The organism is Mesorhizobium sp. KR9-304 (assembly GCF_040049215.1).
Taxonomy (GTDB): Bacteria; Pseudomonadota; Alphaproteobacteria; order Rhizobiales; family Rhizobiaceae; genus Mesorhizobium_K.
This window is the reverse complement of sequence record NZ_JBDZDN010000001.1, coordinates 913795-939435: the sequence shown is the minus strand read 5'-3', so window position 1 is coordinate 939435 and position 25641 is coordinate 913795. Positions and strand designations below refer to the sequence as shown.

Genomic DNA, 25641 nt, shown 5'->3' with positions numbered 1-25641 from the left:
GCCTAGGCGGCCTGGATGCGATCGAGAAGGCCGGCCGGCCAGGACTTGGCGAAGTCGGAGCCGGCAAAGGCATCGAGAACCTTCTTGCGGAAGGCGTCGACATCAGGCGTGGTCGCTGTGACGCCCTGGCCTGCGAGGAACGCGACGGCGTCCTTCTCCGTGTCGAGAACGCCCTGGTCGTTGAACGCCTTGGCTTGCGCCTCGGCGCTCTCGATCGCCGCCTTCTCTTCGTCGGATAGGCCGTTCCAGAAGCCGCCTGCGAAGGTGAAGAAGGTATTCGAGACCATGTGGTTGGTGAGAACGACCTGCTTGGCGACTTCATAGAACTTGTTGGAGATGATGTCCGGCAGGGGGTTTTCCAGACCGTCGATGGTGCCGGTCTGCAGCGCCAGGTAGATCTCCTCGAAGGAGAGCGGCGTCGCATTCGCGCCAAGCGCGTTGCCCAGGAACTGCCATGCCTCCGAACCCGGCATGCGCAGCTTCAGGCCGGCAAGATCGGCCGGCACCTTCACCTCCTTCGGCTTGCGCAGCATGACCTGGCGGCTGCCGAGATACTGGCTGCGCACGATGTGCAGGCCGAGATCCTTGGCGACGCGCTCCTTGTATTCCTTGCCGATCTCGCCGTCATAGACGGCGTCGAGGTGCGCGGCGTCCCGCATCAGATACCCGGTGGTGAAGATCGAATATTCGGGGATGAGTTCGGCGACGTCCTGCGGCGAGATCATCGCGACCTCGAGATTGCCGCGCTGCATCGCCTCAATCTCGGTGCCTTGGCCGAACAGCGTGCCGTTGAAGTGCACCTGCACGTCGAACTTGCGGGGAGCAGCGGCTTCCAGTGTTTCCTTGAATTTCACCAGCGCCTTCGACTGCCACTCCTCGGCGGCGCCGGGGGTGGACATGCGGATGACCTTCGCCTGAGCGAAAGCGGCGCGGGGCAGGACCGTCGCGGCGGCGAGACCTGCCGCGGCGCCGGCCAACACGGTACGGCGGGTGATGCCTGGTCCGAACGAATAAAACGAAGACTTTGACATTCTGGGACCCCTCTAGAGCTTCTGATTTTGTCGATGGAACGTCGATGCCCATCCCTGCGGAAGGAAGGCTTCCACAGGCCGGGTCAAGCGTCAAGATAAATGTTGACAATGTGCAATCAATCATCATTTCTTTGCCGCGAGCTGGCCATTCCGGCCTTCGGAACCGAGAGTCCTCGATGACAGCGACTTCAGATAGCCCAGAGGACGAGCATCTTCCGGCGCGGGACTGTCTCGCCGTTGCGGCGGCCACGCCTGTGGCGATCGACCTGGCTCCGGATCATTCGCTGCTTGCCATGCATTGCCAGATGCTGCTCGCGTCGGGCTGCGATGGCATCGCGCTCTTCGGCACCACCGGAGAGGGGCCGGAATTCACCGCGACCGACCGCAAGAGCGGGCTGGAGGCGGCGGTCCGCGCGGGGATTGCGCCGGGACGGCTGATCGTCTCGGCCACGGCCATGTCGATCGGCGAGACAGTTGATCTGGCCAAACATGCGCTCGATGCGAATGTGGACAGCATCCTTCTCATGCCGCCCTGCATGTTTCGCTCGAACATCACGGCGGAAGGGGCATACCGTTTCTACGCCACGGTCATAGATCGCATCGCACGTGACGATTTGCGGCTCTGCCTCTATCATTTTCCGGACATTTGCGGAGTCCCGCTGACGCCGCCGATCGTGCGGCGCCTCGACGAGGCCTTTCCCGGCATAGTCACAGGCGTCAAGGACAGCGGAGGAGATTTCGGCTTCACGGAAGCGCTGATCCGTTCATGCGGTCATCTGCGCATCTTCACGGGAACGGAGATCCATCTGCCGCAAGCTCTCGCCGCTGGTGCGTATGGAACGATCTGCGGATTGGGCAACGTCATGCCGCGCCTCCTGCGGGCGATGTTCGAGGCGCCGTCCGCATTCGATCGCCGCGGGCTTGTCCCGCTCATCACATCCGGCGACTTGATCCTCTCACGTCAATCTTTTGGCGCGTCGATCAAGGCCGTTCTGGCGCAGGTGACCGGGCAGCCGTCATGGGCCCGCATGCTGCCTCCGCTCGATGAACTGCACTATCCCGAGCGCGGGTGGATGCTGGCGGACTTCGAGCGCTGGGAGCGGTCGCTGCCGCCGTCGATGCGCAGCTTCCATGCCGGCGAAGCGCTTGCGGCGCGCGACAACGTGCTGCCCTTGCGGCGCGCTTTGTGACTTTGCAGAGGGAGGCTGAAATGACTGTTTGGAACGGCGTCTTTCCCGCGATTACCACGAAGCTGCGCGAGGATGGAGGCATCGACCTCGACTGGACGCAGCGCAGCATCGACCGTCTGATCTCCGCTGGCGTGTCGGGTATCATCGTGTTGCCGATGCTCGGCGAGAACGCATCGCTGGCGATGAGCGAGCGCGAGACTGTCATCCGCGCCGCCAAGGAGGCCGTGTCGAACCGCGTGCCCCTTCTCAGCGGCCTTGCCGAGGTTTCGACCGCCGCCGCCGCCGCTTCTGCCCGCCACTACGAAAAGCTGGGCGCCGAGGGGCTGATGGCCTTTCCCTCGATCGCCTACAAGAGCGATCCTCGCGAGACAGTTGCCTGGTACAGGGATCTCGCGGCGTCGTGCGGCCTGCCCATCATGATCTACAACAATCCGATCGCTTATGGCGTCGACGTGACGCCGCCGATCCTGGAACAGCTTGCCGGCACGCCGTCGATCGTCTGCATCAAGGAGGAGTGCGGCGACATCCGCCGCGTCACCGACATCTACAACGCCTGCGGCGACCGCTTCTCTGTCTTCTGCGGCGTCGACGATCTGATCCTGGAAAGTGTCGCTCTCGGCGTCACCGGCTGGGTCTCCGGAATGACAAATGCGTGGCCGGCGGAATGCGTCACGCTCTTCGATCTTGCCAGGGAAGGTCGCTATGAAGAGGCGCGAGCCCTCTATCGCATCATGACCCCGGCCTTTCACCTCGACACGCATGTGAAGCTCGTCCAGTACATCAAGATGGCCGAGCACCTGGTCTACGGCGCGCCTGAATGGGTGCGCCAGCCCCGTCTCCCGCTGGAAGGCGCCGAGCGTGAAAACGTTGTCGCGGTCATTCGCGACACCATCGCCAAACTTGCCGCGCGCGAGGCATCCGCCTCCAGTCGCGCACCATCCTGAGGACGCTCGTCATGGCGCATGCCTTGAATCCATCTCCCGAGGCGCCGGCCGTTTCCGGAAGCAGCCAGCCCAACCTCGAATCGCCCGAAGTCTGGCAGGCACGCGCGGACCTTGCCGCCTGTTTCCGCATGGCCGCGCGCTACGGCTTGGAAGAAGGCATCTGCAATCACTTTTCCGCTCTGGTTCCGGGCTATGACGACCTCTTCATCGTCAATCCCTATGGCTACGCCTTTCGGGAACTGACGGCCTCGAAGCTGCTGATCTGCGACCTGCACGGCAATGTGGTGGCCGGCGAGGGGCAGCCCGAGGCGACGGCCTTCTTTATCCACGCTCGCATTCACAAACGCATTCCCCGTGCCCGCGCCGCGTTCCACACCCACATGCCCTACGCCACGGCTCTGTCCATGACCGAAGGAGATCCGCTGATCTTTGCAGGTCAAACCTCGCTCAAATTTTACGGCCGGACGGCTTTCGACCGCGATTACAACGGCCTGGCGCTTGACGAGCGGGCGGGCGACCGCATCGCGGCGGCGGCCGGCGACGCCGACATCGTCTTCCTGAAGAATCACGGCGTGATGGTGCTCGGCCCCAACATCGCCGAGGCCTGGGACGACCTCTACTATCTGGAGCGGGCCGCGCAGGCGCAGGTACTGGCCCTGTCGACCGGGCGCGAGGTGCTGCCGGTCGATCCGGCGGTCGCCGCCGTCGCCTACCGGCAGATGCGGGAAGGCGATCCGGAATCGGCGCGGCTGCATCTCGCTTCGGTGCGCCGGACGCTTGACGCCGAGCAGCCGGATTATGCGCACTGATCCGCGGCAATGCGGGCGGCGGCAATGAGCGACGGCCGCGTCGCCCTGGTTACCGGCGGCTGCAGCGGCATCGGGCTGGCCGCCGCGTACGAACTGGCGCGCGGCGGGCTTGCCGTCGGCATATTGGATCGCACCGTCCCGGATAGGGAGGGCTTGATCGAAGCGCTCAAGGCGCTCGGCGCGCCATCGGCTCATGTCGTGTCGGGCGACTTGGCCTTGATCGAATCGCATGACGAATTGCTCGACGCGATCGAAGCCGCGCTGGGACCGGTCGATGTCCTGGTGAACAATGCCGGCGTGCCTGCCAAGGTGCGTGGCGACCTGCTTGAGATGAAGCCGGATTCCTTCGATCAAGTGCTTGGCATCAACCTGCGGGGCACTTTCTTCCTGACGCAGACGGTCGGCCGCCGCATGGCTGCCCGGCCACGCGTCGAAGGACATGCCCGCTGCATCGTCGTGGTCTCGTCCGTCAGCGCGGTCATGGCTTCGCCGGAGCGCGGCGAATACTGCCTGTCGAAGTCGGCGTTGCCCATGCTGGTCAAGCTGTTCGCGCTGAGGCTCGCGGGCCACGGCGTCGGCGTGTTCGAGATCAGGCCAGGCATCATCCGCACGCCGATGACGGCCGGCGTCGTTGCGCGCTACGATCCGCTGATCGAGGGTGGGCTGGTGCCGGCAGGCCGCTGGGGCGAGCCGGAGGACATTGCACGGGCGGTGCGGCTGCTGGTGCAGAACGACTTGTCGTTCGCGACCGGCTCGGTCGTTGCCGCCGACGGCGGTCTGTCGATTGCCCGGCTTTAGTCCTTGATAAGTTCGGCGACTCGGGCAATCGCGCTGGAAAAGCCGCGCAACGACACCGTAAAACTGACTGGCTGTTGCGTATCGGCCGCGACCGCGCTGATCTTGAGCATCTTGTTCGCCTTCAACCGGTCGATGAAAGCCTTTTCCCAGTTGACAGGCACCAGGCAGCCGACTGCGAAGCAGGTCTTGAAGGCCATGTTGGTTTGCGCGGGTTTCTCCTCGACGGATAGAGTGACGCCAGCCGAAAGCTCGAGTCCGAACGGCATGGCTATCGTTCCATTCGCCGTTTCGCCGGTGCGCGAAGAGAGTTCTATCGCCAGCAGGCGCTGGTTCTTTGCCTGATCGAATTGCTGGTGGGAAAGAGTGCACACCTTGGTGTTGGCGACTATCTGACAGTTGACGTTCCAGTCGCCATGCGTCTCGGTCAGAGCCGACGCCCCGCCGGTGAGGACGGTGGAGGTCTGCTCCGGTTGCGGCGCGGCGTCGGCCGGCGGCTGCTCCTGCGCCGCAACCCAGGTGGAGGTCTGCAAAACCAGCGGCAGCAACGCGGCGCCGGCTACAATGAACTTTTGCTTCATGCGAACTCCTAGAACCGAACCTTGAGTCCCGTGCCAATGGAATGGCTGTCCACCGCTTCTCCGAATGCGCCGCTGTATTTCAAGACGAGGCCGACACCCTGGACGCCGTCCAGTTCCAGGCCCGCACCCACGCGATAAAGCGGGGTGTCGATTGCCTGCTGCAGCTCGAGCTGTTCGTCGATTAGACCCTCCGTGGCCGCGAACTGACCCTCGATAGTCCATTCGTCGGTGGAGAACTGGACCCCCGCCTTGGCGAAGGCCCGCAGGCTTGCCGTGGCGCCGATCGGAATCTGCGCACCGATCTCGATGCCGGGCGTCGCGGCATAGAAGCCGTTGCTGCTGCCGTCGAAGTTGATGGCGGCCAGCGAGCCTGTCTCCGTGCCTTCGACCCTCAGCCAGCGGGCATCGAGCTGCACGTTCGGCTGCATGTAGAACTTGCCGGCATAGTGATTGTAGCCGATGCGGGCCGAAGCGCCGACCTGCGCGGTTGTCTGGCTGAACTCGACGCTGTTGCCGATCCCCTCGAGCAGCACTTCGGGAAGGTACTGACCGTCCACCAGTTCGCCAGGGATCATCGCCACCTGGTCGACACGGGTATTTCTCGTGCCGTCAAAGCGACCGGTGCCGCCCCCAGCCGCAATGTCCACGAACCAGTTGCCGCTGACGAACTTCGCCAGGCCGAAGGCCTGCCAGGATTCGCCCTTGTTGGTCGACAGCCATTCATCCTTGAAGGTGATTTCGGAATCGTACTCGGTACGGCCGATGGCCAATCCCAAGGACCATTTCGTGGAAACCTCGGCGATCACGCCCGCCGACATCGTCTTCAGCGTATCGTCGCGCAGGGTTGCGTTCGGCCCTGTCTCTCGCTCGTACCGATCGTCCGGATTGATGGTGGCCCAGATGCAGCGACCGCCCGCGTCGAATGGCCCCCTGACGTCGGAGCATCCCCAGGCGTTGTCAAGCAACACATCGGTCGACCGGTTGAGCATATCGAAGGTGTGGACCGCGTAGTGTGGAGTGAGCCGCGTCAGCGTCTCGCCCAACGTCTCCTCGTCGGGCAGGAAGCGCAGCATGTTGATCAGCCGCGCCATGGGATTGTCGGGACTGGAAGCCGCTTCCACCGCATCGAAATATTCGGCCATGTCGAAGACGCCGGGATCATCGACGCCGGAAGCCGGATCCTGGATCAGCGACACGAAGGTCGGCTTGTCGGCGAAGAGGACGAGGTTCTGGCCGCCCGGGACGTCGTCCACCCGGAACTGGAAAAGGAAGCCTACGGTCGGATGTAGGGTTGTCGCCTCTATGCCCGAGTTGACGATCGTCACTGCATTCGCGACCGCGTACTCCTCGAAGAGCTTGTCGATTGTCAGGAAATTGAGCGGCGCGGTTCCGTTGAAGTCGCCGGCGTCGGATATCGTCAGCATGTCGGTCGTCTGCGCGTCGAGGTCGACGTCGACGACGAGAAGGCCCGAGAGCGACTGTGTGTAGCTGCTGGCGATATCGACGACGGCGCGTACCCCGATGCCCTGATTGCTCATCAGCCCGTCGTTCAGGAACGTCCCGTCGTGCAGTCCGATGTAGGACAGCCCGACCATCGAAGCGCCCGAGAAATTGTGGAACCCGTTGCTTCCGTCCCCGAATTCCAGGTTGCCGATCACGCGGCCGGTGACGTTGTCGAAATTGTCGTTGCCGAAGGTGCCCGACATCGTCAGCGGGCTGAACTGGCCGAGATAGGTTTCGAGCACGCCGTTGGGCACGGTTGCGACCGTCTGGCCGACCTCTGGGGCGGTGATGCCCATGGCGAACATCAGGCTGTGGTTGACGATGTTGTTGTTCTGGCCGCCGACGAGCATCGCCGCCACGCCGGAGGCGGAGCCACCGATCGTGTAAGCGCCGTTCAGCGTCAGAGTGATATTGCCTTTGGCGCCGCTCGCCGAGCTCTCGCCATACGCCGCGACCGAATCGGCGCCGCGCGCGAACAGGCTGTTGTGTGCGATCAGATCGACCGCGCCGGCCGTGCCGTTGCCCGTGGCGCTCTGGCCGAACAGGGCATAGGCGCTCGCACCTTTGATCCACACCTCGCTGTTGGCCGTCGCACCGACAGCCGCTGCGTTGCCGGTTCCCCCCTGCGAGCCCGCGGCCGATTGACCGAGCGCCAGTGACGACGTGCCGCCCATGCCGCCGCCACCGCCGACGGCCTGCGCGACGATGCCGTGAGCGCGGTCGCCACTGGTCTCGATCGCACCCGTCTGGATGATGGTGACGGTGCCGCCCGTGCCGATGCCACCGGTCGGGGAGTTGAAGCCGATGGAGTCCGGCGCGCTGCCGTCGCCCTCGGTCTCGAACCGGCCAAAGCCGGCGCCTCCGAAGCCGCCGCCGCCGCCGACGGACTGTGCGATGATGGCGATCGAATCCTTGCCGGTGGTGGTGATCGTGCCGGTGCGGGTCACGGTGACGTCGCCGCCGTTGCCACCCTCGCCGCCGATGCCGCCGATGGCGAGCGAGTTGGCCACCTTCCCGTTGGCGTCGCCGCCATAGCCGCCGCCGCCGCCGACCGACTGCGCGACGACGCCATGCGCCCTTTCGCCATGCGTAATGATCGCGCCGGAAACGGTCACGTCCACGGCGCCGCCATTGCCGCCGTCGCCGCCGAAGCCGCCGACCTGGAGACCGAAGGCGCTGGCGACGGCAGTGTCGTCCGATACCACGCCGCCGTAACCGCCACCGCCGCCGACAGACTGGGCGAAGATGCCGAGCGCGCCGGCGCGGAAGGTTTCGATGTAGCCCGCATTGTTGACGATCACGTGGCCGCCGTCGGCGCCGCCGCCGCCGGCGAGCGAGAAGGTGCCGCCGATCGCGGTCTCCGCTTCCGACGCGTTGGCCGCGGCGCCCGAGGCGCCGCCGCCGCCGCCGATGGACTGGGCGTAGATGCCGTGAGACAGCGCGCCCTGCGTGATGATCTGGCCGAAATTGTCGACGCGGACGGTGCCTCCGTAGTTGCCGCCGCCGGCCGCGCCGCCGATCGCGAGGTTGACGGACAGGTCGGACACGCCCGCCGTCGTCGATCCACCGCCGGCCGAGCCGCCGCCGCCGCCGATCGACTGCGCGAAGACGCCGTAGGAATTGTCGGCGTCGGTGAAGATCAGGCCGGTGTCGCGGTTGGTGACGGTCACGCTGCCGCCGAACCCGCCATTGCCGCCGGCGCCGCCGAGGCTGAAGGCGAGGGCGTATTGCGTTTCGTCCGCCGTCGCCGAGCCGGATGCGCCGCCCAGGCCGCCGCTGCCGCCGATCGACTGGGCCATGACGCCGTGCGAGTTCTCCCGCTGGGTCCAGATGAGGCCGGCATTGTCGACGGTCACGGCGTCGCCGTTTCCGCCCGCCTCGCCCGAACCGCCCAGTGACATCTGTAGGTTGACCGTACCGCCGTCGCCGCCGGTGCTTTGCCCCGCGCCACCGACGCCGCCGCCGCCGCCGATCGACTGGGCGAAAATGCCGAGCGAACGCTCGCGTTGCGTAATGATCGCTCCGGTAGAAGTGTTTCTCACCGTCACGACGCCGCCATTGCCGGCCGAGCCGCCCACGCCGCCGAGCGCGCCGCCGATCGCGTACTCAGCCGTCGCGCCCGCCGAGGCCGAACCGCCGATGCCGCCACCGCCGCCGATCGAATTGGCGCTGATGCCGAAGGAATCTGCCCCGTTAGTGAAGATGGAGCCGCTGTTGGTGATGTCGATTTCGCCGCCGTTGCCGGCGCCGCCGCCGGCCAGCCCGATCGCCGCCCCGACAGACACGCTCGTCGAGCCGCTGTCGCCGCCGGGGTCGAGAACCGCTTCGTCGCCGACTCCGGCCGAGCCCGCGCCACCGCCACCGCCGCCGACGGACATCGCGACGATGCCGGTCGATCCGAAGCCGGACGTGCTGATGACGCCGCTGTTATTGACCGTCACCTTCCTCGCGTCGTTACCATCTCCTCCGGCGCCGCCAACCGCGAGCTTCGCGCTGACATTGGTGCTAGCCGTCCCGCCGACATTGAACGCCTTGGCGTTGCTCGATCCGCCCGAACCGCCGCCGCCGCCGATCGACTGGGCGTAGATGCCTGAGGAAAAATAGCCCTTCGTGGTGAGGTTGCCGGTGTTAGTGACGTCGACGGTATTGCCAAGGTTGCCATCGCCGCCCACCGCGCCGACCGAGACGTTGGCGTCGACATTGACGCCGCTCCCGCCGCCGAGACTGGCCGTCGCTCCGCTCGACGAGCCGCCATTGCCGCCGCCGCCGCCGATGGACTGCGCCACGATGGCGCTGCTCTGGTCGCCGTGGGTCAGCACGGACATCGCGTTCGTGACGCGGACCGCGCCGCTTTCATTGCCGTTGCCGGAAGGACCGCCGATGGTGACGGTAGCGCTCACGGTGGCGCTGACGCCGAAGCCGCCGGCGCCGCTCCACGAGTCGCCGCCGCTGCCGCCGCCGCCGCCGATCGACTGGGCCATGATGCCCGCCGCCTGGTAGCCCTGAGTGACGATGAGCCCGCCGCTGACCAATCCGGTTTCCACGGTGACGGCACGGCCGAGCCCGCCGCCGCCGCCGCCGCCGCCCACCGACACGCCGAGATTGATGCTGGCCCCGGTGCTGAGGCTGCCGGCGACCGAAACCGCCCGTCCGCCATTGCCGCCGCTGCCGCCGATCGACTGCGCGACGATGCCGCCGGTGCCGATCGCGTTGTGATCTGCTACGATCTCGCCGACGTCGGGCGGGCCGGTGTCGGCGATGAGGTTGCCGTCGGCGCGAAGCACCACTTCGCCCGCCGAGCCGCCCACGCCCCCGCCGCCGCCGATCGAGACGCCCACGCCGGCCGAAACGTAGAGGCCGACGCTCACCGCGCCGGAATAGGCGTTGCCGCCGTTGCCGCCGCCGCCGCCGATCGACTGCGCGACGATCGCCTTCGCACCCATTCCCGATACCGTGATGTTGCCGGCGTGGGTGACGTCGACCTTGAACCCGTCGCGTCCGGCGCCGCCGCCGCCGCCGACCGCCACACCCGCGGCGCCGAACAGACCGACCGCGAAGGCGCCCGTGCTGCCGCCATTGCCGCCGCCGCCGCCGACCGACTGCGCCAGGATGCCGTGCGCCAAAGCTCCCCGCGTGGTGATGTTGGCGTTGTTGTGGACCTCGACGGCATTGATGTCGTCCACGGATCCGCCGTTGCCGCCGCCGCCACCGGCACCGCCGACCCCTATGGCGGCGAAGGCGCCCCCCGCGATGGAGAAGCCGCCGTCTCCGCCCGATCCGCCGACCGATTGCGCGAAGAGACCTATCGAAAGGTCCTTGTCGGTGCTGAGCGTACCGGTGTTGCTGACATAGACCCGGCGGCTGCTGCCGGCAGCGCCGCCGTCGCCGCCGATGGCGACTGCGGGGCCTCCGCCGGAGACGGAGAACCCGCCGGAGCCGCCGCCGCCGCCGATCGATTGGGCGAGCAGCGCATGCGACTGGATTCCCTGCGTCGTGACGGCCGCGCTGTTGGTCAGGCTGACCGTGTTCGAAACGCCGCCGCCGGTCCCCTTGCCGCCGACCCCTATGTTGAATCCGAGGCTTCCCGAGACGCTGCCGCCGCCGTTGCCGCCGCCACCGCCGATCGACTGCGCGATGATGCCGGCGGAGCGGTCCTGTTGGGTGAACACCGAACCGCCCGAGGTGACGGTGACGGTTCCGGCGTCGCCGCCCGCGCCGCCGCTGCCGCCGATGCCGATGGATGCACCGGCCGCCAGCGCCAGCGAAAATCCGCCATTGCCGCCGCCGCCGCCAATCGACTGGACCATGATGCCCGATGAATCCGCGCCGTGGGTCGTTACGTTTGCATTGCCGACATTGTAGGTGACCGCGGCGCCATCGCCGCCGGCCGCACCCTTGCCGCCGATCGAGACCGAGACACCGGCCGAAACGGAATAGCTGCCGCCGCCGTTACCGCCGCCGCCGCCGACCGATTGCGCCAGGATGCCGATCGCCGAGGTCCCCTTCGTTTCCACGATCGGTCCGGAAGCAGCCTGCTGCACATCCACCGTGCCGCCATTGCCGCCGGTTGCGCCGTTGCCGCCCACGCCGACCGCGACGACCGGTCCGCCGGAGATTGCAAAGCCGCCATTGCCGCCGCCGCCGCCAATCGACTGGATCACGATCCCATGCGCACCGTCGCCGCCGTTGTCGTCGAAGCCAGTGCGTATGGTGCCGCCAAGATGTCCCGTCGCCGTCGCGCCGTTGCCGCCGCCTCCGCCATCTCCGCCCAGCGCTCTCGATCCGATGGCCCCGCCACCGTCGCCGCCGCCGCCGCCGATCGACTCGACCAGCATGCCGATAGCGCCAGTGCCCCTGGTGCTGATCGTGCCGGTGTTGGTGCCCGTCGCCGCGGCGCCATTGTTGCCGGCGGCACCGGAGCCGCCGCCGCCGAACACACCGAAAGCGCCGCCACCGTCGCCACCTCCGCCGCCGATTGATTGCACGACCATGCCGTTCGCGAAGTCGCCGAACGTATCGATCGTGCCCGAATTCGTGCCGGTCGCATTGCCGCCGACCGTCGGGACGCCGCCATTGCCGCCCTCGCCGTCGATCAGTCCGGCGCCGCTAGCCCCATCTCCGCCGACACCGCCCGCCGAACGCACCAGCATGCCCTTCGAGTGAACGCCATGCGTCACGATGGTGCCGGCGTTCGTCGCGCTCGCGGTCCCGCCGAATCCGCCGGCGCCGCCATTGCCGCCGGTGCCTGACCCAACGCCGCCCAACGCAGTGCCGCCGTTGCCGCCATTGCCGCCATCGGCGATGGCGCTGATGCCATTGGACACATTGCCGAACGTCGTAATGTTGCTGGTCACCGTGGTGGTGAGGGTAGCCGTGCCGCCATTGCCGCCGCGGCCCCCAACGCCACCATCGGAGGTGAGCGGATGGAATGCCCAGGCGCCGTTGCCGCCATTACCGCCGCTGGCGTTGGCGGTCATTGCGTCTGCGTTGTTGTTGCTGCTTTGTAGCGTCGCCGTGTTCGTTATGTCGACGACGCCCCCATTGCCGCCATTGCCGCCGTTGCCGCCATCGAGAGTGACATCCAGGAAGGGCGGAATGGGAATTACGGTTATGGAAATCGCAGTGCCGCCATCGCCACCGCGACCACCCTTCGCGGTTCCGAGGAACGCCGTTCCAGCGGTAGTTGCGTCGGCGTTGTTTGTGTGTGTTGCGTTCCCGCCAGGCTGGCCATTGTCGGCATCCGCGTCGCCGATGACGTCGGCCCCGTCGGGGCCAGCAACACCGTCCTGATCGATGACGATCTGGGCGTGGGTGGCAGGCGAATAGACGGCGACGGCGAGCAGAACCAATGCTGAGCTTGTCAGCAGGACGAGCCTGCTGACCTCAAGACGATGCGAATGGGCGAAGACTGTTGGGTCTTCTTTTGAATGACGATCGGCCAAGCCGGTTTGCTCGAACCAGTCGACACGCGTCGGTACGCCACTGCAATGAACGCTCATTGCACGACTCCCGACCGGCTTCCACTATCCATGCCCCACAGGAAGCTCGACGCTGGCCGTTTTCCGGGCGCTTGTCTGCCAAGCCTGCCCGGATGGATTACCCAACGTCACGTTTTTCAGATCGAAACGGTTGTTTGGGCAATCGGAATCTCTGCCTTCCGGGCAACCGGCTCAACGAATTGGCGCAGGCTGATGCAATCAGGTCACAGACCGATAGCGCAAGAGGTTTGCTCCGAACCCGAGCGAGCGAGGCAATATTCGCCTGTTTGAATCCGCTGCCGCCGCGTGCGGTAGCAATGTTCGCGCCCGGATCTTCCATAGGGTGGAGGTCGATAATTGGTTCTACCGCGTCATATTAGCAGTTTCGTAACTATACGGGTCGATTCTCTTCTGAGAAGGGAGAGAATTCGCATGCATCGGTCGCTCTATCGTTCCGCCGCCGGACTTGCGCTCTCCACGGTCGCTTTGCTTGGCGGCGGCGGGACTTTCGCTCATTCCCAAGAAGCCATCGTCAGTGCCTGTTCAGGGGTCAGTCTTCCGCCCTCCGTCGTCACTGACATCATGGAGCCGGTCATTATCGGAACCGTGGTGCCCATCGAAGGCGTGCTGAACGACCTGCTTGCCGTGGTTGATCTGCTGACCCTTATCGGTCTTCCGGCGCCGACGAACGTCAACGCGTCGCAACTGCTCATCGATGCCGCCAGCGGCGATCCAGTCACGCTTTCGGTGCTCGACGTCGACGGCAACATCGTCGGCCCGTCTGAGGAGTGCATCATGACCGCCGACGGCGTCACGCTGGACGAGGAGAAGGGCGTCTCGATCGGCGGCAACCGCATTACCGGCCTCGGCGCCAACGGACTGGAGGCCGATGCCGGCGAGATCAACTCCATCGCTATCGGCAACAATGCCGCCACCGACGCCACTGCGCTCGGCTCGATCGCTATCGGAACGGGAGCGACGGTCGGTGTCGACGCCATCGGCGCGGTTGCGCTCGGCTCCGGCGCGGCAGCGACAGCCGCAAACAGCGTCGCGCTCGGAGCCAACTCGACGACCACGGCCATCCTCTCCGATCCCGCCTACAATCCGGGCTTCGGCACGCTCGCAGGTGCGACCGCCTCGGGTGAGGTCTCCGTAGGCAGTGATACCGAGCAGCGCCGAATTACCAATCTCGCCGCCGGCTCCGCGCCGACCGACGCTGTGAACGTCAGTCAGTTGCAGGCAGCCGTCGAATGGTCGATCCGCTACGATACGCTCGACAAGGATGTCGCAACGCTCGAGGGGGCTTCCGGGACGTTGATCACAAATCTCGCCGACGGCGCGGTCGACGCATCCTCCACCGACGCCATCAACGGCTCGCAGCTCTTCGGTGTCTCGCAGAGCATCGTTTCGCACCTCGGCGGCACGGCGACGGTCAATGTCGACGGCACCATCACCGGCCCGACCTATGAGATCCAGGGCGGCAGCTACACGACGGTCTTCGACGCCTTTGGCGCTGTCGATGGGGAAATCACCAACATCAACACGCGCATAGACAACATCGATATTGCGGTCGGAGAGGTAAGCGACCGCGCCGTTCGTTACGATGGCGCAGAGGGAGATCCCAAGGATACGATCACGCTGGAGGGGGTTGGCGGGACGACGATTACCAACCTCCGCCCGGGTCTCGTCGACGCCACCTCAACCGACGCCGTCAACGGATCCCAGCTTCACGCCACCAATGTCGCGCTGGCCGAACTCGCCGACAATGCCGTGCAGTACGACCTCGACATCAACGGCGACAAGACCAACACCGTCACCCTGATCGGCGGCGATCCATCGGCGCCGGTCCTGGTCAAGAACGTGGCGGAAGGCGTCGACGACACCGACGCCGTCAACGTAGCACAGCTCGAAGACGGTCTTGCGACCACTCTGATCCAGGCGAACACGTATGCCGACAGTCTCGTCTTCAACGCCAATGAGGAGGTGATCGAGATCGCCAACGCGTATACCGACGTTCGCTTCAACCAGCTCTCCGGGGAGATCGACGGCGTGCGCGACGAAGCGCGGCAGGCGGCCGCGGTCGGTCTGGCGGCCGCCTCCATCCGCTACGACGATACGCCTGGAAAGTTCAGCGTCGGTGTCGGCGGCGGCTTCTGGCGAGGTCAGGGCGCGGCGGCCTTCGGCGCCGGCTACACCAGCGAAGGCGGCCGTATGCGCGCCAATGCCTCGGCCGCGCTCGCCGGCGGCTCGTTTGGCGGCGGCGCCGGCCTCAGTCTAACGCTGAACTGAGGGTGGCGATGAGCGCGCCCGTTGCGGCAAGCGCTTTGCGGAGCATCGCCGCGCTCGCCGTCATTGCTTGCCTCTGTCTGGCCTCGCATGCCTTTGCCGCCGACTCCGCCGCCAGGGTCAAGCCGACGGACATCGCCATTCCCGAAGGAGCCATGCTCGGGCAGATTCGACGGATCATGCATCCGTTTCCGAACTGGACGCTCATCTGCGACGAAGATCTGAAGGCCCGCACCAAGGTGTGCAATGTCACCGAGACCTTTGTCGACGCCAGTGGCAAGACTGTCTTCTCGTGGTCGCTCGCCGCCACCGAAAACGGCAGCCCTGTCTTCATCCTGCGCGCGCCGGCGAGCATCGGACCTGACGGTACGATCACGCTGCGCCTTTCGAATGCGCGCGAAATCGCGGTCCCCGTCGAAGCCTGCGACCCCAATGTGTGCATTGCCACACTCTTGCTGGATCGGGACATGCGCGGAATGATCCAGCGTGCTGAACCCGTGACGTTCCGCCTCTCCGGTAGGGAGACCGCCACGATCCTGGCGCCGCTTTACGGACTGGCGAAAGCTGTCGCGGCAATCGATCGGAATGATTGATCGGCTCGGCAAATCGCTCAGGACCCGAACCGATCTTGTGATTCTAGCCTCTCAATCCCTGCTGACGCGCCATACAAATCGGTGCAGTGGCTTGACATACCCGATTTTACTTATAATAAATCATACATAATGTCGCAAAAGACGACATTCGGGAGGAATGATGAAGATTACCGCCGTCAGCACGCGCGTCTGCAATGCGGAGATGCGCAACTGGGTGTTCGTCCGGGTCGAGACCGACGAGCCCGGGCTGTTCGGCTGGGGCGAAGCTACGCTTGAATGGAAGACCCGCGCCGTGGTCGGCGCCGTCGCAGACCTTGAGGCGCTGCTGGTCGGGCAGGACCCGCGCAATATCGAACAGTGCTACCAGATCCTGACCCGGCACGGGTTCTGGCGCCTGGGGGTCGAAGGCATGTCCGCCGTCAGCGGCATCGAGATCGCCCTTTGGGACATTCTCGGCAAGACGCTTGGCGTGCCGGTCTGGCGCCTGCTCGGCGGCAAGGTGCGCGACTATCTGCGCACCTATACACATCTCGGTCTCGGCGACATGAAGGCCGTTTACGAAACCGACTCCGTGGCCTCGATCATCGAACGTGGGCGCATCGTCACCCAGGCCGGCTACGACGCGGTCAAGGTCGTCTGCATTCCCTATACGCACTACGTATCCCCCGCCAAGGCGGTCGATTCAGTCGCCAGCATGGTCGGCTCGCTGCGCGACGCCGTTGGCCCGGACGTCGACATCATGGTGGACTTCCACGGCCGTCCGGCTTCGGTGAACGCCGCCATGGACTATCTGAGAGCCATCGAACCGGCCAGGGTGATGTTCGCGGAAGAACCCGTGCCGCCCGAGGACGTGGCCGGACTGGCGCACATCACCGCCAAGTCGCCGGTGCCCATCGCTTCGGGCGAACGCCTGATCGGGCGGCGCGAGTTCTCGCATTCGATAGGTGCGCGCGCCTTCCACATCGCGCAGCCCGACATCTGTCATACGGGCGGCCTGCTCGAGACGAAGAAGATCGCCGCGCTTGCCGAAACGGCCGGCATCGGACTGGCGCCGCACAATCCGCTCGGGCCGCTTGCCGGCGTCGCCGCGCTGCATTTCGGCATATCCACCCCCAACGTCATCATCCAGGAGGAAATGTCGGGCGCCGTGCCCTGGTACGACGAGGTCGTGACCTGGCCGATCAAACGCAAGCCGGGCCGATGGGACCTTCCCGAACTGCCGGGACTCGGCGTCACCGTCGATGAGGCCGTCATCGCCAAACATCCTTTCCGGCAAGAGGTGCTGCATGCCCGCAATGCGGTGATGGCCGACGGCACGGTGGTCGACTGGTGAACACGATGGGCGGACGTCTGCAGGGAAAGATCGCCATCGTCACCGGCGCCGGGCAGGGCATCGGGGCCTCGACCGCGCGCGCCTTCGCGGCGCAAGGCGCGGCAACCGTGATCGCCGAACTCAATCGCGAAACCGGCAGGGCGATCGCCGACGAGTTGCGGTCATCGGGAGCGCAGGCGATTTTCATAGAGACCGACGTGACGGAAAAGGACGCCGTCGCGGCCATGGTAGCGCGCACGGTCGAGACCTTCGGCGGCGTCGACATATTGGTCAACAATGCCGGCGCCAATGTCTTTTACGAGCCGCTGGCGATGCCCGACGAGGAATGGGAACGCTGCCTGAGGCTCGACCTCGAAGCCGCCTGGCTGTGCTCCAGGGCGGTGCTTCCGATCATGCTGGAAAAGGGAGCCGGCGCGATCATTAACATCGCGAGTTGCCACGGCTTCCGGATCATCCCGCACACATTCCCCTATCCGGTTGCCAAGCACGCTCTGCTCGGTCTGACGCGCTCGCTCGGCATCGAATACGCGGCACACGGCATACGGGTAAACGCGATCGCTCCCGGCTACATCGAAACGCCGATCGCCGAAGCCTACTGGAACACTTTTCCGGACCCGGCCGCGGAGAAGCAGCGGGCCTACGATCTCCATCCGCCCAAAAGAATCGGCAGGCCGGAGGAGGTTGCCATGACGGCCGTCTTCCTCGCTTCGGACGAGGCGCCGTTCATCAATGCCGCGACGATCACCATCGATGGAGGCCGTTCGGTTCTCTACCACGACTAACCACGATAACCAGCTCACAGGGAGGAACTCATGAGACTGACAGGCAAGACCATCGCAGCCATCGGCACCGCCGCCGTTACGCTCGCACTTTCGCACTACGCCGCCGCCGAGGACGTGAAGATCGGCTACATCAACAAGATGGGCGACCATCCGTGGTTCGTCGCCGAGGTCGCCGGCGCCAAGAAGGCGGCCGAGGACGCCGGCGCGACCTTCGTGTCGCAGGACGTGCAGTTCGACGCCAACCTCACCATCACCACCTTCGACACGATGGTCGGCGACGGCGTGAAGGGTGTGGCCATCGTCGTCCCCGACAAGGCGCTTGGCCCCGTCATCGCCCAGAAGGCGAAGGCCGCGGGAATTCCGCTGGTGGCCGTCGACGACGACATCTATTACGAAGACGGCACGCAGGTGCCCTATGTCGGCATGAACGCCTACAACATCGGTGCCCGCGTCGGCGAAGAACTGGCCAAGCTCTACACATCCGAAGGATGGGCGAGCAAGGAAGTCCGCATCGCCTCGATCGAGGACCGCAAGGCGGACACCTGCATGCAGCGCAACAAGGGCGCCGAGGAAGCTTTCCTGAAGGCGGTTCCGGACTTCAAGCCCGAAAACATCGTGCGCGTGGCCTATGACAACACGATGGTGAACTCCATCGACGTGATGACGACGACCCTGACCGCCAATCCCGACGTCACCAACTGGATCTTCTATTCCTGCAACGACGATGGCGTGCTTGGTGGCGCCCGCGCGCTGGAAAACGCCGGCTACAGTGCCGACCAGGGCATGGGCATAGGCATCGACGGAAGCCGTGCCTGCGAAGCGTTCGGTTCGGGTACGGCGTCGGCCTTCCGCGGTACGATGTGGCTCAACTCGGCCAATCACGGCGCATTGGCGATGAAGATCCTGCTGGCTTCGATCAAGGATGGAACGGAATTGCCCGTTCAGTCCTTCACCGATCCGGAATACATCACGGCAGCCAACTTCGCCTCCGACTACAAGGCGAAGCTCTGCCCCTGAGCGACATCGGACCGTGCGCCTTCAAGGCGCACGATCCGTACTTCCGCCGGATCGATTTATCGGGAGCAAGTGTTGACGCAATCGGACTTCTTCAGGCTGGACAGCGTATCGAAGCGGTTCGGCGTCGTGCAGGCGCTGGACAGGGTTTCGATCGCGTTCCGCCCGGGCGAGCTCCTTGCTCTCGTCGGCGAGAACGGCGCCGGCAAGTCGACGATGATGCGCATACTCGAGGGCGTGTTCCAGCCTGACAGCGGCACGGTCCATGGCGACGGTGCGCCGATTGCCTTCGCCGAGCCGCGCGACAGCCAGCGGGCGGGCATCCGCATCATCCACCAGGAACCGGAGATCGTGCCCAACCTCACGGTTGCCGAGAACATCTTCGTCGGCGAGATGCCGAGGCTGGCCGGCCTGTTCCTCGATTGGCGGACGCTGGAGGACCGGACCAATGCCGTGCTGGCGGACTTCGGCATGCAGCGCGATATGAGCCCGCGCCAGCTTTGTTCGACGCTCGGACCGGCGCAGCGGCAGATGGTCGAGATCATGCGCGCCGTCAGGGCAGGGGGCAGGCTGATCGCCTTCGACGAGCCCACATCCTCGCTGACCGACGACGAGGCCCGGCGGCTGTTCGCCGTGATCCGCGGGCTTCGCGCCGAGGGCGCTTCGATCGTCTATATTTCCCACAGGCTGAACGAGATCATCGACTTCGCCGACCGCATCGTCGTGCTGCGCGACGGCAGGCTGGTCGACGATTCGCCGGCGGCCGGCGCGACCGAACCGGGGATCGCCAAGCTTATGGTCGGACGCGACGTGGCCGACCTCTTCACGCGCGAGAGCAAGGCCGCGCAGGACGTCGTGCTGAAGGTCGATCGTCTGACCACGGACAAGGTGAAGGATGTCAGCCTGACCGTGCGCAAGGGCGAGGTGCTGGGAATAGCCGGGCTCATGGGGGCCGGCCGCTCCGAACTCGCCAAGGGGATTTTCGGCTTTGATCGGCGCCGTTCCGGCAGCGTCTCCATGAACGGCGTCGCCGTTGCTCCCGACAGTCCTCAGGCGGCAATCATCGCCGGCATCGGCTTTGCGCCGGAGGATCGCAAGTATGAAGCACTGCTCTTGTTCCGCAGCATTCTCGACAACGCGGCGCTGTGCGTGACCGATCGGACCGGGCGCTTCGGTTTTTTCAGCCGGCGCCGGGCCATGGACATCGTCGCGCCGCTGGCCGCCAAGATGTCGATCAAGGCGCCGAGCCTCGACGAGGAGGTCTCGAAACTGTCCGGTGGCAACCAGCAGAAGGTGGTGCTGGCGCGTTGGCTTGCCCGCCAGCCGATGCTGCTCATTCTGGACGAACCGACCCGCGGCATCGACATCGGCGCCAAATCGGAAATCTATCGTCTGATCGGCGAACTCGCAGCCAATGGCATCGGCGTGATCCTGATCTCTTCGGAAATGCCCGAACTGATCGGGCTTGCCGACCGCATCCTGGTCATGGCCGACGGCCGCGTGACGGCCGAACTCACCCGCCCCGACATCGATGAAGCGGCCATACTGCGCCACGCAATGCCGCAATCGCCTTCGTCCCTTGGAGACCGCGTCCAGTGAACACTGTCGAACTCAGATCGTCCGCGGCGGAAAACCCCCGGCAAGGCCTGTCGCGGATCGTCGAACGCGTGGGCGTCCACAACATCAGTCTGCTGGTTGCTCTCGCCATCCTGGTCGTCATCTTCGGATCGCTTCGCGGCGACGTCTTCTTCTCCAGCCGCAATGTCCTCAATATCGGCCTCGGCATCACCATCCTCGGTGTGCTGGCGATGAGCCAGACGGTCGTCATCGTGGCCGGCGGGCTCGACATAGCGGTCGGCGCCATCGTCGGCCTGACCACCGTTTCGACGGCCATGGCCATCCAGTCGACGGGTTCGCCGGGCGCCGGCATCGCGGCCGGCCTCGTGGTGGGCGGCATCGCAGGGCTCGTCAACGGCATCATCATCACCTACGGACGCGTCAACGCCGTGATCGCCACGCTCGGCACCATGGCGATTTTCCGCGGCATCGCCTTCATCATGTCGGACGGGCAGTCCATCGCCATCTTCAGCGATACGTTTCGGTTCATCGGCATCGGCCGGATCCTCGGCCTTCCCCTGCTCATCTGGATACTGATCCTGACGGCCGTCGCCTTCCATCTGTTCCTGTCGCGGTCGATCGTCGGCCGCAACATCTACGCTCTGGGCGGCAATCCGATCGTCGCGCGCTTCTCGGGCATCAACATCAACCGCTACCGCGTCGGCATCTACATCATGAGCGGCGTCGCGGCCGGGCTTGCCGGAATCCTGCTCGCCGCAAGGACCGGATCGGGTCAGCCTGTGTCGGGCTCCCAGGGCCTGGAGCTCGAGGCCATCACGGCGGCCGTGCTCGGCGGCTGCGCGCTTCAGGGCGGAAAGGGAACGATCGTCGGCGCGCTGCTGGGCGTCGCCATCATCGGCGTCCTCAACAACGGCATGATCCTGACTTCGGTGCCCACCTTCTACCAGCTGCTTGCAAAAGGCTCGTTATTGATCCTTGCTGTCGTGATCGCCGAGTATCACTTGAACAGGACGTGACGATGGAGTCCGCACCCGCTGCGGCCGCGCAGCCGAGACAGGAGCCCGCCGCCGAGGCGTCGGGCCTGTCCCTGAAGGATCGCATCGCGCGCGATCTCGGACAGCGCATCCTGTCCGGCTTCTATCCGCCGCTTGCCGTCCTGCCCACCGAGGCCGAACTGTGCGCGCATTACGCGGCGAGCCGCACCGCCTTGCGCGACGCCCTCATGACGCTCTCGGCCAAAGGCTTGATCGAGGCGCGCAAGCGGGCCGGCACGCGCGTGCGGCCGTCAGCCGACTGGAACCGGCTCGACGCGCAGGTTTTGGAGTGGATGGGCGAGATCGAGCCCGACCTCGATTTCGTACGCGGCTTGATCGAGGCGCGCCTGGTCATAGAACCCGCCGCCGCGCGGCTCGCGGCACGAATGGCGAGTTCGGGCGATCTCGCCGTGATCGAGGCCGCCTATGAAGCCATGTGCGCGGCGCCGGAGAATGACCTCGCCGCCTGCCTCGACGCAGACGTCCGCTTCCACAGCGGCATCCTGCGTGCAAGCCGCAATCCGGTGTTCGCCAACTTGGCGAACATGCTGGCGGCGGCGCTGAGCTTCTCCTTCAGGCTGACCACCTCCGCGACCGAGAACTACCAGAGGACGCTCAGCGCTCACGGCGGCGTGCTCGAGGCGATCCGGATGCGCCGCGAAAACGACGCCCAACGCCAGATGAGCGCTTTGATCGACATCGCCTCGCTCGACCTGTTGGCGGTGGCCGACAAGGCCGGGCTAAAGGAAAGGCGATCCGCCGACCGCAAGCGGACGCGATGACCACAAGGACGATCGTCATCGGGAAGGGTGACCTTCGCGCTGAGGTCGTACCGTCCCTCGGAGCGGGCTTGGCAAGGTTCGACTTTGCCGGAACTCCGGTTTTCAGGCCATGGCCTCCAGGCGGGAGCGGCGATCCGTTTGCGCTGGCGTGCAACCTGCTCATGCCCTGGTCCAACCGCATCTCGGGCGGCGGATTCCATGCCGACGGCATCTTCCATCGGCTCGAGCCGAACCTGCCCGGCGAGCGCTACCCCATCCACGGCAATGCCTTCCACAGCGAATGGGCTGTCGGCGCCACCGCGCCCGACAGTGTGACGCTGAACCTGGAAAGCGACGGGCCAGGTCCGTACCGATATGCTGGGGAGGTCAGCTACACGGCGACGGAACTGTCGCTCACGATTGGCTTGCGAATCGTCAACCAGGCATCGCTGACGCTGCCTTACGGCCTGGGTCTTCATCCGTGGCTGCCACGGACCGCCGGAACATTGCTTCAGGCGCCGGCCGCCGCTGTATGTCTGGAGACGCACGACCATCTTCCAGACGGGTTCGAGCCGCTGAGCCGTCACCCGAATTGGGACTTCAGCCAGCCTTCGCCGCTGCCGGGCGAATGGATCAACAACCTGCTCGCCGGCTGGCCGGGGCAGGCCCGCATAGTCTGGCCCGACAACGCAATGGAACTTCGGATCGAGGCGTCGACGCCGCTTGAATTCTACCTGATCTATTCGCCTTCCGGGGACAGCGGCTTCTTCTGTTTCGAACCGGTGAGCCATGTCGTCGACGCGCACAACTGCGCGCCGTCCGCCCCGTGGAACGGGCTGCGCCAGCTCGGGCCGGGTGAATCCATGCAGGCCAGGGCAACCTTCTCGGTAGCCCGCACGTAAGTCTTGCGCCGCGGGCAGACGTGCGACAGCGGCGGCCCTTGTGGCCGGATGCAAAGCTCCATACTACGGTCATTAAGCAAGCCCATATTTCCCGGCATAGAGCTCCCACGCAGCAATCGGAGGACCATATGACGGATTCGACGTCATCCAGGATGCTCGGCGAAATGGATCGCTACTGGCGCGCGGCCAACTATCTCTCCGTCGGCCAGATCTACCTGATGGACAATCCGCTGCTGCGCGATGCGCTGAAGGCCGAGCACGTGAAGCCCCGGCTGCTCGGCCATTGGGGCACCACGCCCGGCCTCAACTTCATCTACGTGCATCTCAACCGGGTCATCAGGCAGCGCGACCTCGACGTTCTCTACATCTGCGGACCCGGACATGGCGGGCCGGCCATGGTCGCCAACACCTATCTGGAAGGCAGCTACAGCGAGCACTATCCCGAGATCAGCCAGGACGCTGCCGGGATGAAGAAGCTGTTCAAGCAATTCTCTTTCCCCGGCGGCGTCCCCAGCCACGTCGCGCCGGAGACGCCCGGCTCCATCCACGAGGGCGGCGAACTCGGCTATGCGCTGGTGCATGCCTTCGGCGCGGCGTTCGACAATCCTGATCTGGTTGTGGCCTGCGTCGTCGGCGACGGCGAGGCCGAGACGGGGCCGCTGGCGGCCGCATGGCACTCGAACAAATTCCTCAACCCGAAGGTCGACGGCGCGGTGCTGCCGATCCTGCACCTCAACGGCTACAAGATCGCCAATCCGACCCTGCTCGCGCGGATGGAGGACGGCGAACTGCGAAGCCTTTTCACGGGTTTCGGCTACGAGCCGCTGTTTGTCGAGGGTCACGAGCCGGAACCGATGCACCGGGCCATGATCGAGGCGCTGGATACGGCGCTCGACCGCATCCGCGCGATCCAGCTTGAGGCGCGAGCGCAAGGCTGGTCGGGCGACCGCCCGCGCTGGCCGATGATCGTGCTGCGCAGCCCCAAGGGCTGGACCGGACCCAAGGAGGTCGATGGCAAGAAGGTCGAGGATTTCTGGCGCTCGCACCAGGTGCCGGTGTCCAATGCGCGCGGCGACGCGGCGCATCGCAAGATCCTCGAGGAGTGGATGAAAAGCTACCGGCCCGACGAGTTGTTCGATGCGGACGGCCGCTTGCTGCCGGACATCGCCGCGCTCGCGCCGCGGGGCGCCAAGCGCATGGGCGCGCTGCCGCACGCCAATGGCGGATTGCTGAAGAAGGACCTCGTGCTGCCCGCGTGGAAGAGTTTCGCTATCGACGTGCCCGAGCCGGGCGTCGTGACCGCGGAGGCAACCCGCCTCATGGGGGCATATCTGCGCGACGTGATGAGCCTCAACGCTGAGGCGCGGAATTTTCGCCTGATGGGTCCCGATGAGACGGCCTCGAACCGCCTCGATGCCGTGTTCGAGGTCACGGACCGGGTCTGGATGGAGAGGATCGAGCCCTATGACGTGCATCTGGCGCGCGAGGGCCGCGTCATGGAAGTGCTGTCGGAGCATCTATGCCAAGGCTGGCTCGAAGGCTATCTGCTCACCGGCAGGCACGGGCTGTTCTCATGCTACGAGGCCTTCATCCACATCGTCGATTCGATGGTCAATCAGCACGCAAAATGGCTGAAGACCTCCGCCGAGCTGCCCTGGCGAAAGCCGATCGCATCGCTCAACTACCTGCTCACCTCGCATGTCTGGCGGCAGGACCACAACGGCTTCAGCCATCAGGACCCGGGCTTCGTCGATTTCGTCGCCAACAAGAAGGCCGATACCGTCAGGCTCTATTTCCCGCCCGACGCCAACACCCTGCTGTGGGTCACCGACCATTGCCTGAGGACCTACAATCGCATCAACGTCATCACCGCTGGCAAGCAGCCATCGCCGCAATGGCTGACGGCTGAAGCGGCGGAGAAACATTGCGAGGCCGGCGCCGGCATATGGGAATGGGCCTGCCGGTGTCCCGCCGGGCAGGAGCCCGACCTCGTCATGGCCTGCGCCGGCGACGTTCCGACCTTGGAGACGCTCGCCGCCGTCGACATGCTGTCCACGGCGCTGCCCGATCTGAAGATCAGGGTGGTCAATGTCGTCGACCTGATGACGCTGCAATCCCACACCGAGCATCCGCACGGCTTCACGGACGAAGAGTTCGACCGGCTGTTCACGGCGGACAAGCCGGTGATCTTCGCCTATCACGGCTATCCCTACCTCATTCATCGCCTGACCTACCGGCGCAACAACCACGGCAATCTCCATGTCCATGGCTTCCGCGAGGAGGGAACGACGACGACGCCCTTCGACATGGCTGTCATCAACCAGCTCGACCGCTATCACCTGGCGCTCGCGGCAATCCGGCGCCTGCCCGCCCTCGCGGCCGATCGGGCCGCGGAACTCACCGCCGCGCTTGAGGCAAAGCTTGCCGAGCACACGGCCTATGTCTGCAAGTACGGCGAAGACATGCCGGAGATCAGGGACTGGCGCTGGCCGGGCTGAGCGGGCCGGCGCGCACCATCGCGAGACCC

The 25641-nt window shown here is 65.5% G+C and carries 17 protein-coding genes; 14 read left to right on the top strand and 3 right to left on the bottom strand.

Annotated features, from left to right (window positions below):
- Positions 1-2: 2 nt before the first annotated feature.
- Positions 3-1031 carry a TRAP transporter substrate-binding protein DctP gene (gene dctP, locus ABLE71_RS04400; protein ID WP_348782138.1) on the bottom strand — a complete coding sequence of 343 codons (1029 nt, stop codon included), beginning with the start codon at positions 1029-1031 and terminating at the stop codon, positions 3-5.
- 176 nt (positions 1032-1207) lie between these two features.
- On the opposite strand from dctP, the gene ABLE71_RS04395 reads away from it, so the two are divergent.
- The 4 genes from ABLE71_RS04395 to ABLE71_RS04380 are packed head-to-tail and all read left to right on the top strand — an operon-like array spanning position 1208 to position 4772.
- Positions 1208-2221 carry a dihydrodipicolinate synthase family protein gene (locus tag ABLE71_RS04395; RefSeq protein WP_348782137.1) on the top strand — a complete coding sequence of 338 codons (1014 nt, stop codon included), beginning with the start codon at positions 1208-1210 and terminating at the stop codon, positions 2219-2221.
- A 20-nt stretch (positions 2222-2241) separates the two neighbouring features.
- Positions 2242-3165, top strand: coding sequence for a dihydrodipicolinate synthase family protein (locus tag ABLE71_RS04390; RefSeq protein WP_348782136.1), 924 nt, complete (start codon positions 2242-2244; stop codon positions 3163-3165).
- Between the two features lie 11 nt (positions 3166-3176).
- Positions 3177-3974 carry an aldolase gene (locus ABLE71_RS04385; RefSeq protein ID WP_348782135.1) on the top strand — a complete coding sequence of 266 codons (798 nt, stop codon included), beginning with the start codon at positions 3177-3179 and terminating at the stop codon, positions 3972-3974.
- A gap of 24 nt (positions 3975-3998) precedes the next feature.
- On the top strand, positions 3999-4772 hold the full coding sequence (locus ABLE71_RS04380; RefSeq protein ID WP_348782134.1) for a 3-ketoacyl-ACP reductase: 774 nt from the start codon (positions 3999-4001) through the stop codon (positions 4770-4772).
- Here ABLE71_RS04380 and ABLE71_RS04375 read toward each other — a convergent pair.
- Both ABLE71_RS04375 and ABLE71_RS04370 read right to left on the bottom strand, forming a co-directional pair.
- Entirely contained in the window at positions 4769-5350 is a 582-nt protein-coding gene (locus ABLE71_RS04375) for an invasion associated locus B family protein (RefSeq protein WP_348782133.1), read from the bottom strand. The two genes, ABLE71_RS04380 and ABLE71_RS04375, sit on opposite strands and share 4 nt — an antisense overlap.
- An 8-nt stretch (positions 5351-5358) precedes the next feature.
- Complete coding sequence (locus tag ABLE71_RS04370) at positions 5359-12852, bottom strand: autotransporter outer membrane beta-barrel domain-containing protein (RefSeq protein ID WP_348782132.1); 7494 nt, start codon at positions 12850-12852, stop codon at positions 5359-5361.
- 411 nt (positions 12853-13263) lie between these two features.
- Between ABLE71_RS04370 and ABLE71_RS04365 the strand changes: the two genes are divergently transcribed.
- The 10 genes from ABLE71_RS04365 (at position 13264) to ABLE71_RS04320 (ending at position 25612) form a co-directional block, all read left to right on the top strand.
- A complete protein-coding gene (locus ABLE71_RS04365) occupies positions 13264-15120 on the top strand; it encodes a YadA-like family protein (protein WP_348782131.1) in 1857 nt (618 codons plus the stop codon).
- 8 nt (positions 15121-15128) lie between these two features.
- Positions 15129-15710: an invasion associated locus B family protein gene (locus ABLE71_RS04360; protein ID WP_348783658.1), complete on the top strand. Its 582-nt coding sequence runs from the start codon at positions 15129-15131 to the stop codon at positions 15708-15710.
- A 160-nt stretch (positions 15711-15870) separates the two neighbouring features.
- A complete protein-coding gene (gene dgoD, locus ABLE71_RS04355) occupies positions 15871-17043 on the top strand; it encodes a galactonate dehydratase (protein WP_348782130.1) in 1173 nt (390 codons plus the stop codon).
- A 5-nt stretch (positions 17044-17048) separates the two neighbouring features.
- Complete coding sequence (locus ABLE71_RS04350) at positions 17049-17825, top strand: SDR family oxidoreductase (protein ID WP_348782129.1); 777 nt, start codon at positions 17049-17051, stop codon at positions 17823-17825.
- Between the two features lie 30 nt (positions 17826-17855).
- Positions 17856-18842, top strand: coding sequence for a substrate-binding domain-containing protein (locus tag ABLE71_RS04345; protein WP_348782128.1), 987 nt, complete (start codon positions 17856-17858; stop codon positions 18840-18842).
- A gap of 72 nt (positions 18843-18914) precedes the next feature.
- On the top strand, positions 18915-20438 hold the full coding sequence (locus ABLE71_RS04340; RefSeq protein ID WP_348782127.1) for a sugar ABC transporter ATP-binding protein: 1524 nt from the start codon (positions 18915-18917) through the stop codon (positions 20436-20438).
- Positions 20435-21433, top strand: coding sequence for an ABC transporter permease (locus ABLE71_RS04335; protein WP_348782126.1), 999 nt, complete (start codon positions 20435-20437; stop codon positions 21431-21433). Before ABLE71_RS04340 ends, ABLE71_RS04335 begins: the two co-directional genes overlap by 4 nt.
- A 2-nt stretch (positions 21434-21435) precedes the next feature.
- A complete protein-coding gene (locus ABLE71_RS04330; RefSeq protein ID WP_348782125.1) occupies positions 21436-22233 on the top strand; it encodes a FadR/GntR family transcriptional regulator in 798 nt (265 codons plus the stop codon).
- Complete coding sequence (locus ABLE71_RS04325; RefSeq protein ID WP_348782124.1) at positions 22230-23114, top strand: aldose 1-epimerase; 885 nt, start codon at positions 22230-22232, stop codon at positions 23112-23114. The genes ABLE71_RS04330 and ABLE71_RS04325 overlap by 4 nt, the downstream gene beginning before the upstream one ends.
- A gap of 128 nt (positions 23115-23242) precedes the next feature.
- Entirely contained in the window at positions 23243-25612 is a 2370-nt protein-coding gene (locus ABLE71_RS04320) for a phosphoketolase family protein (RefSeq protein ID WP_348782123.1), read from the top strand.
- The last annotated feature ends 29 nt before the right edge of the window (positions 25613-25641 follow it).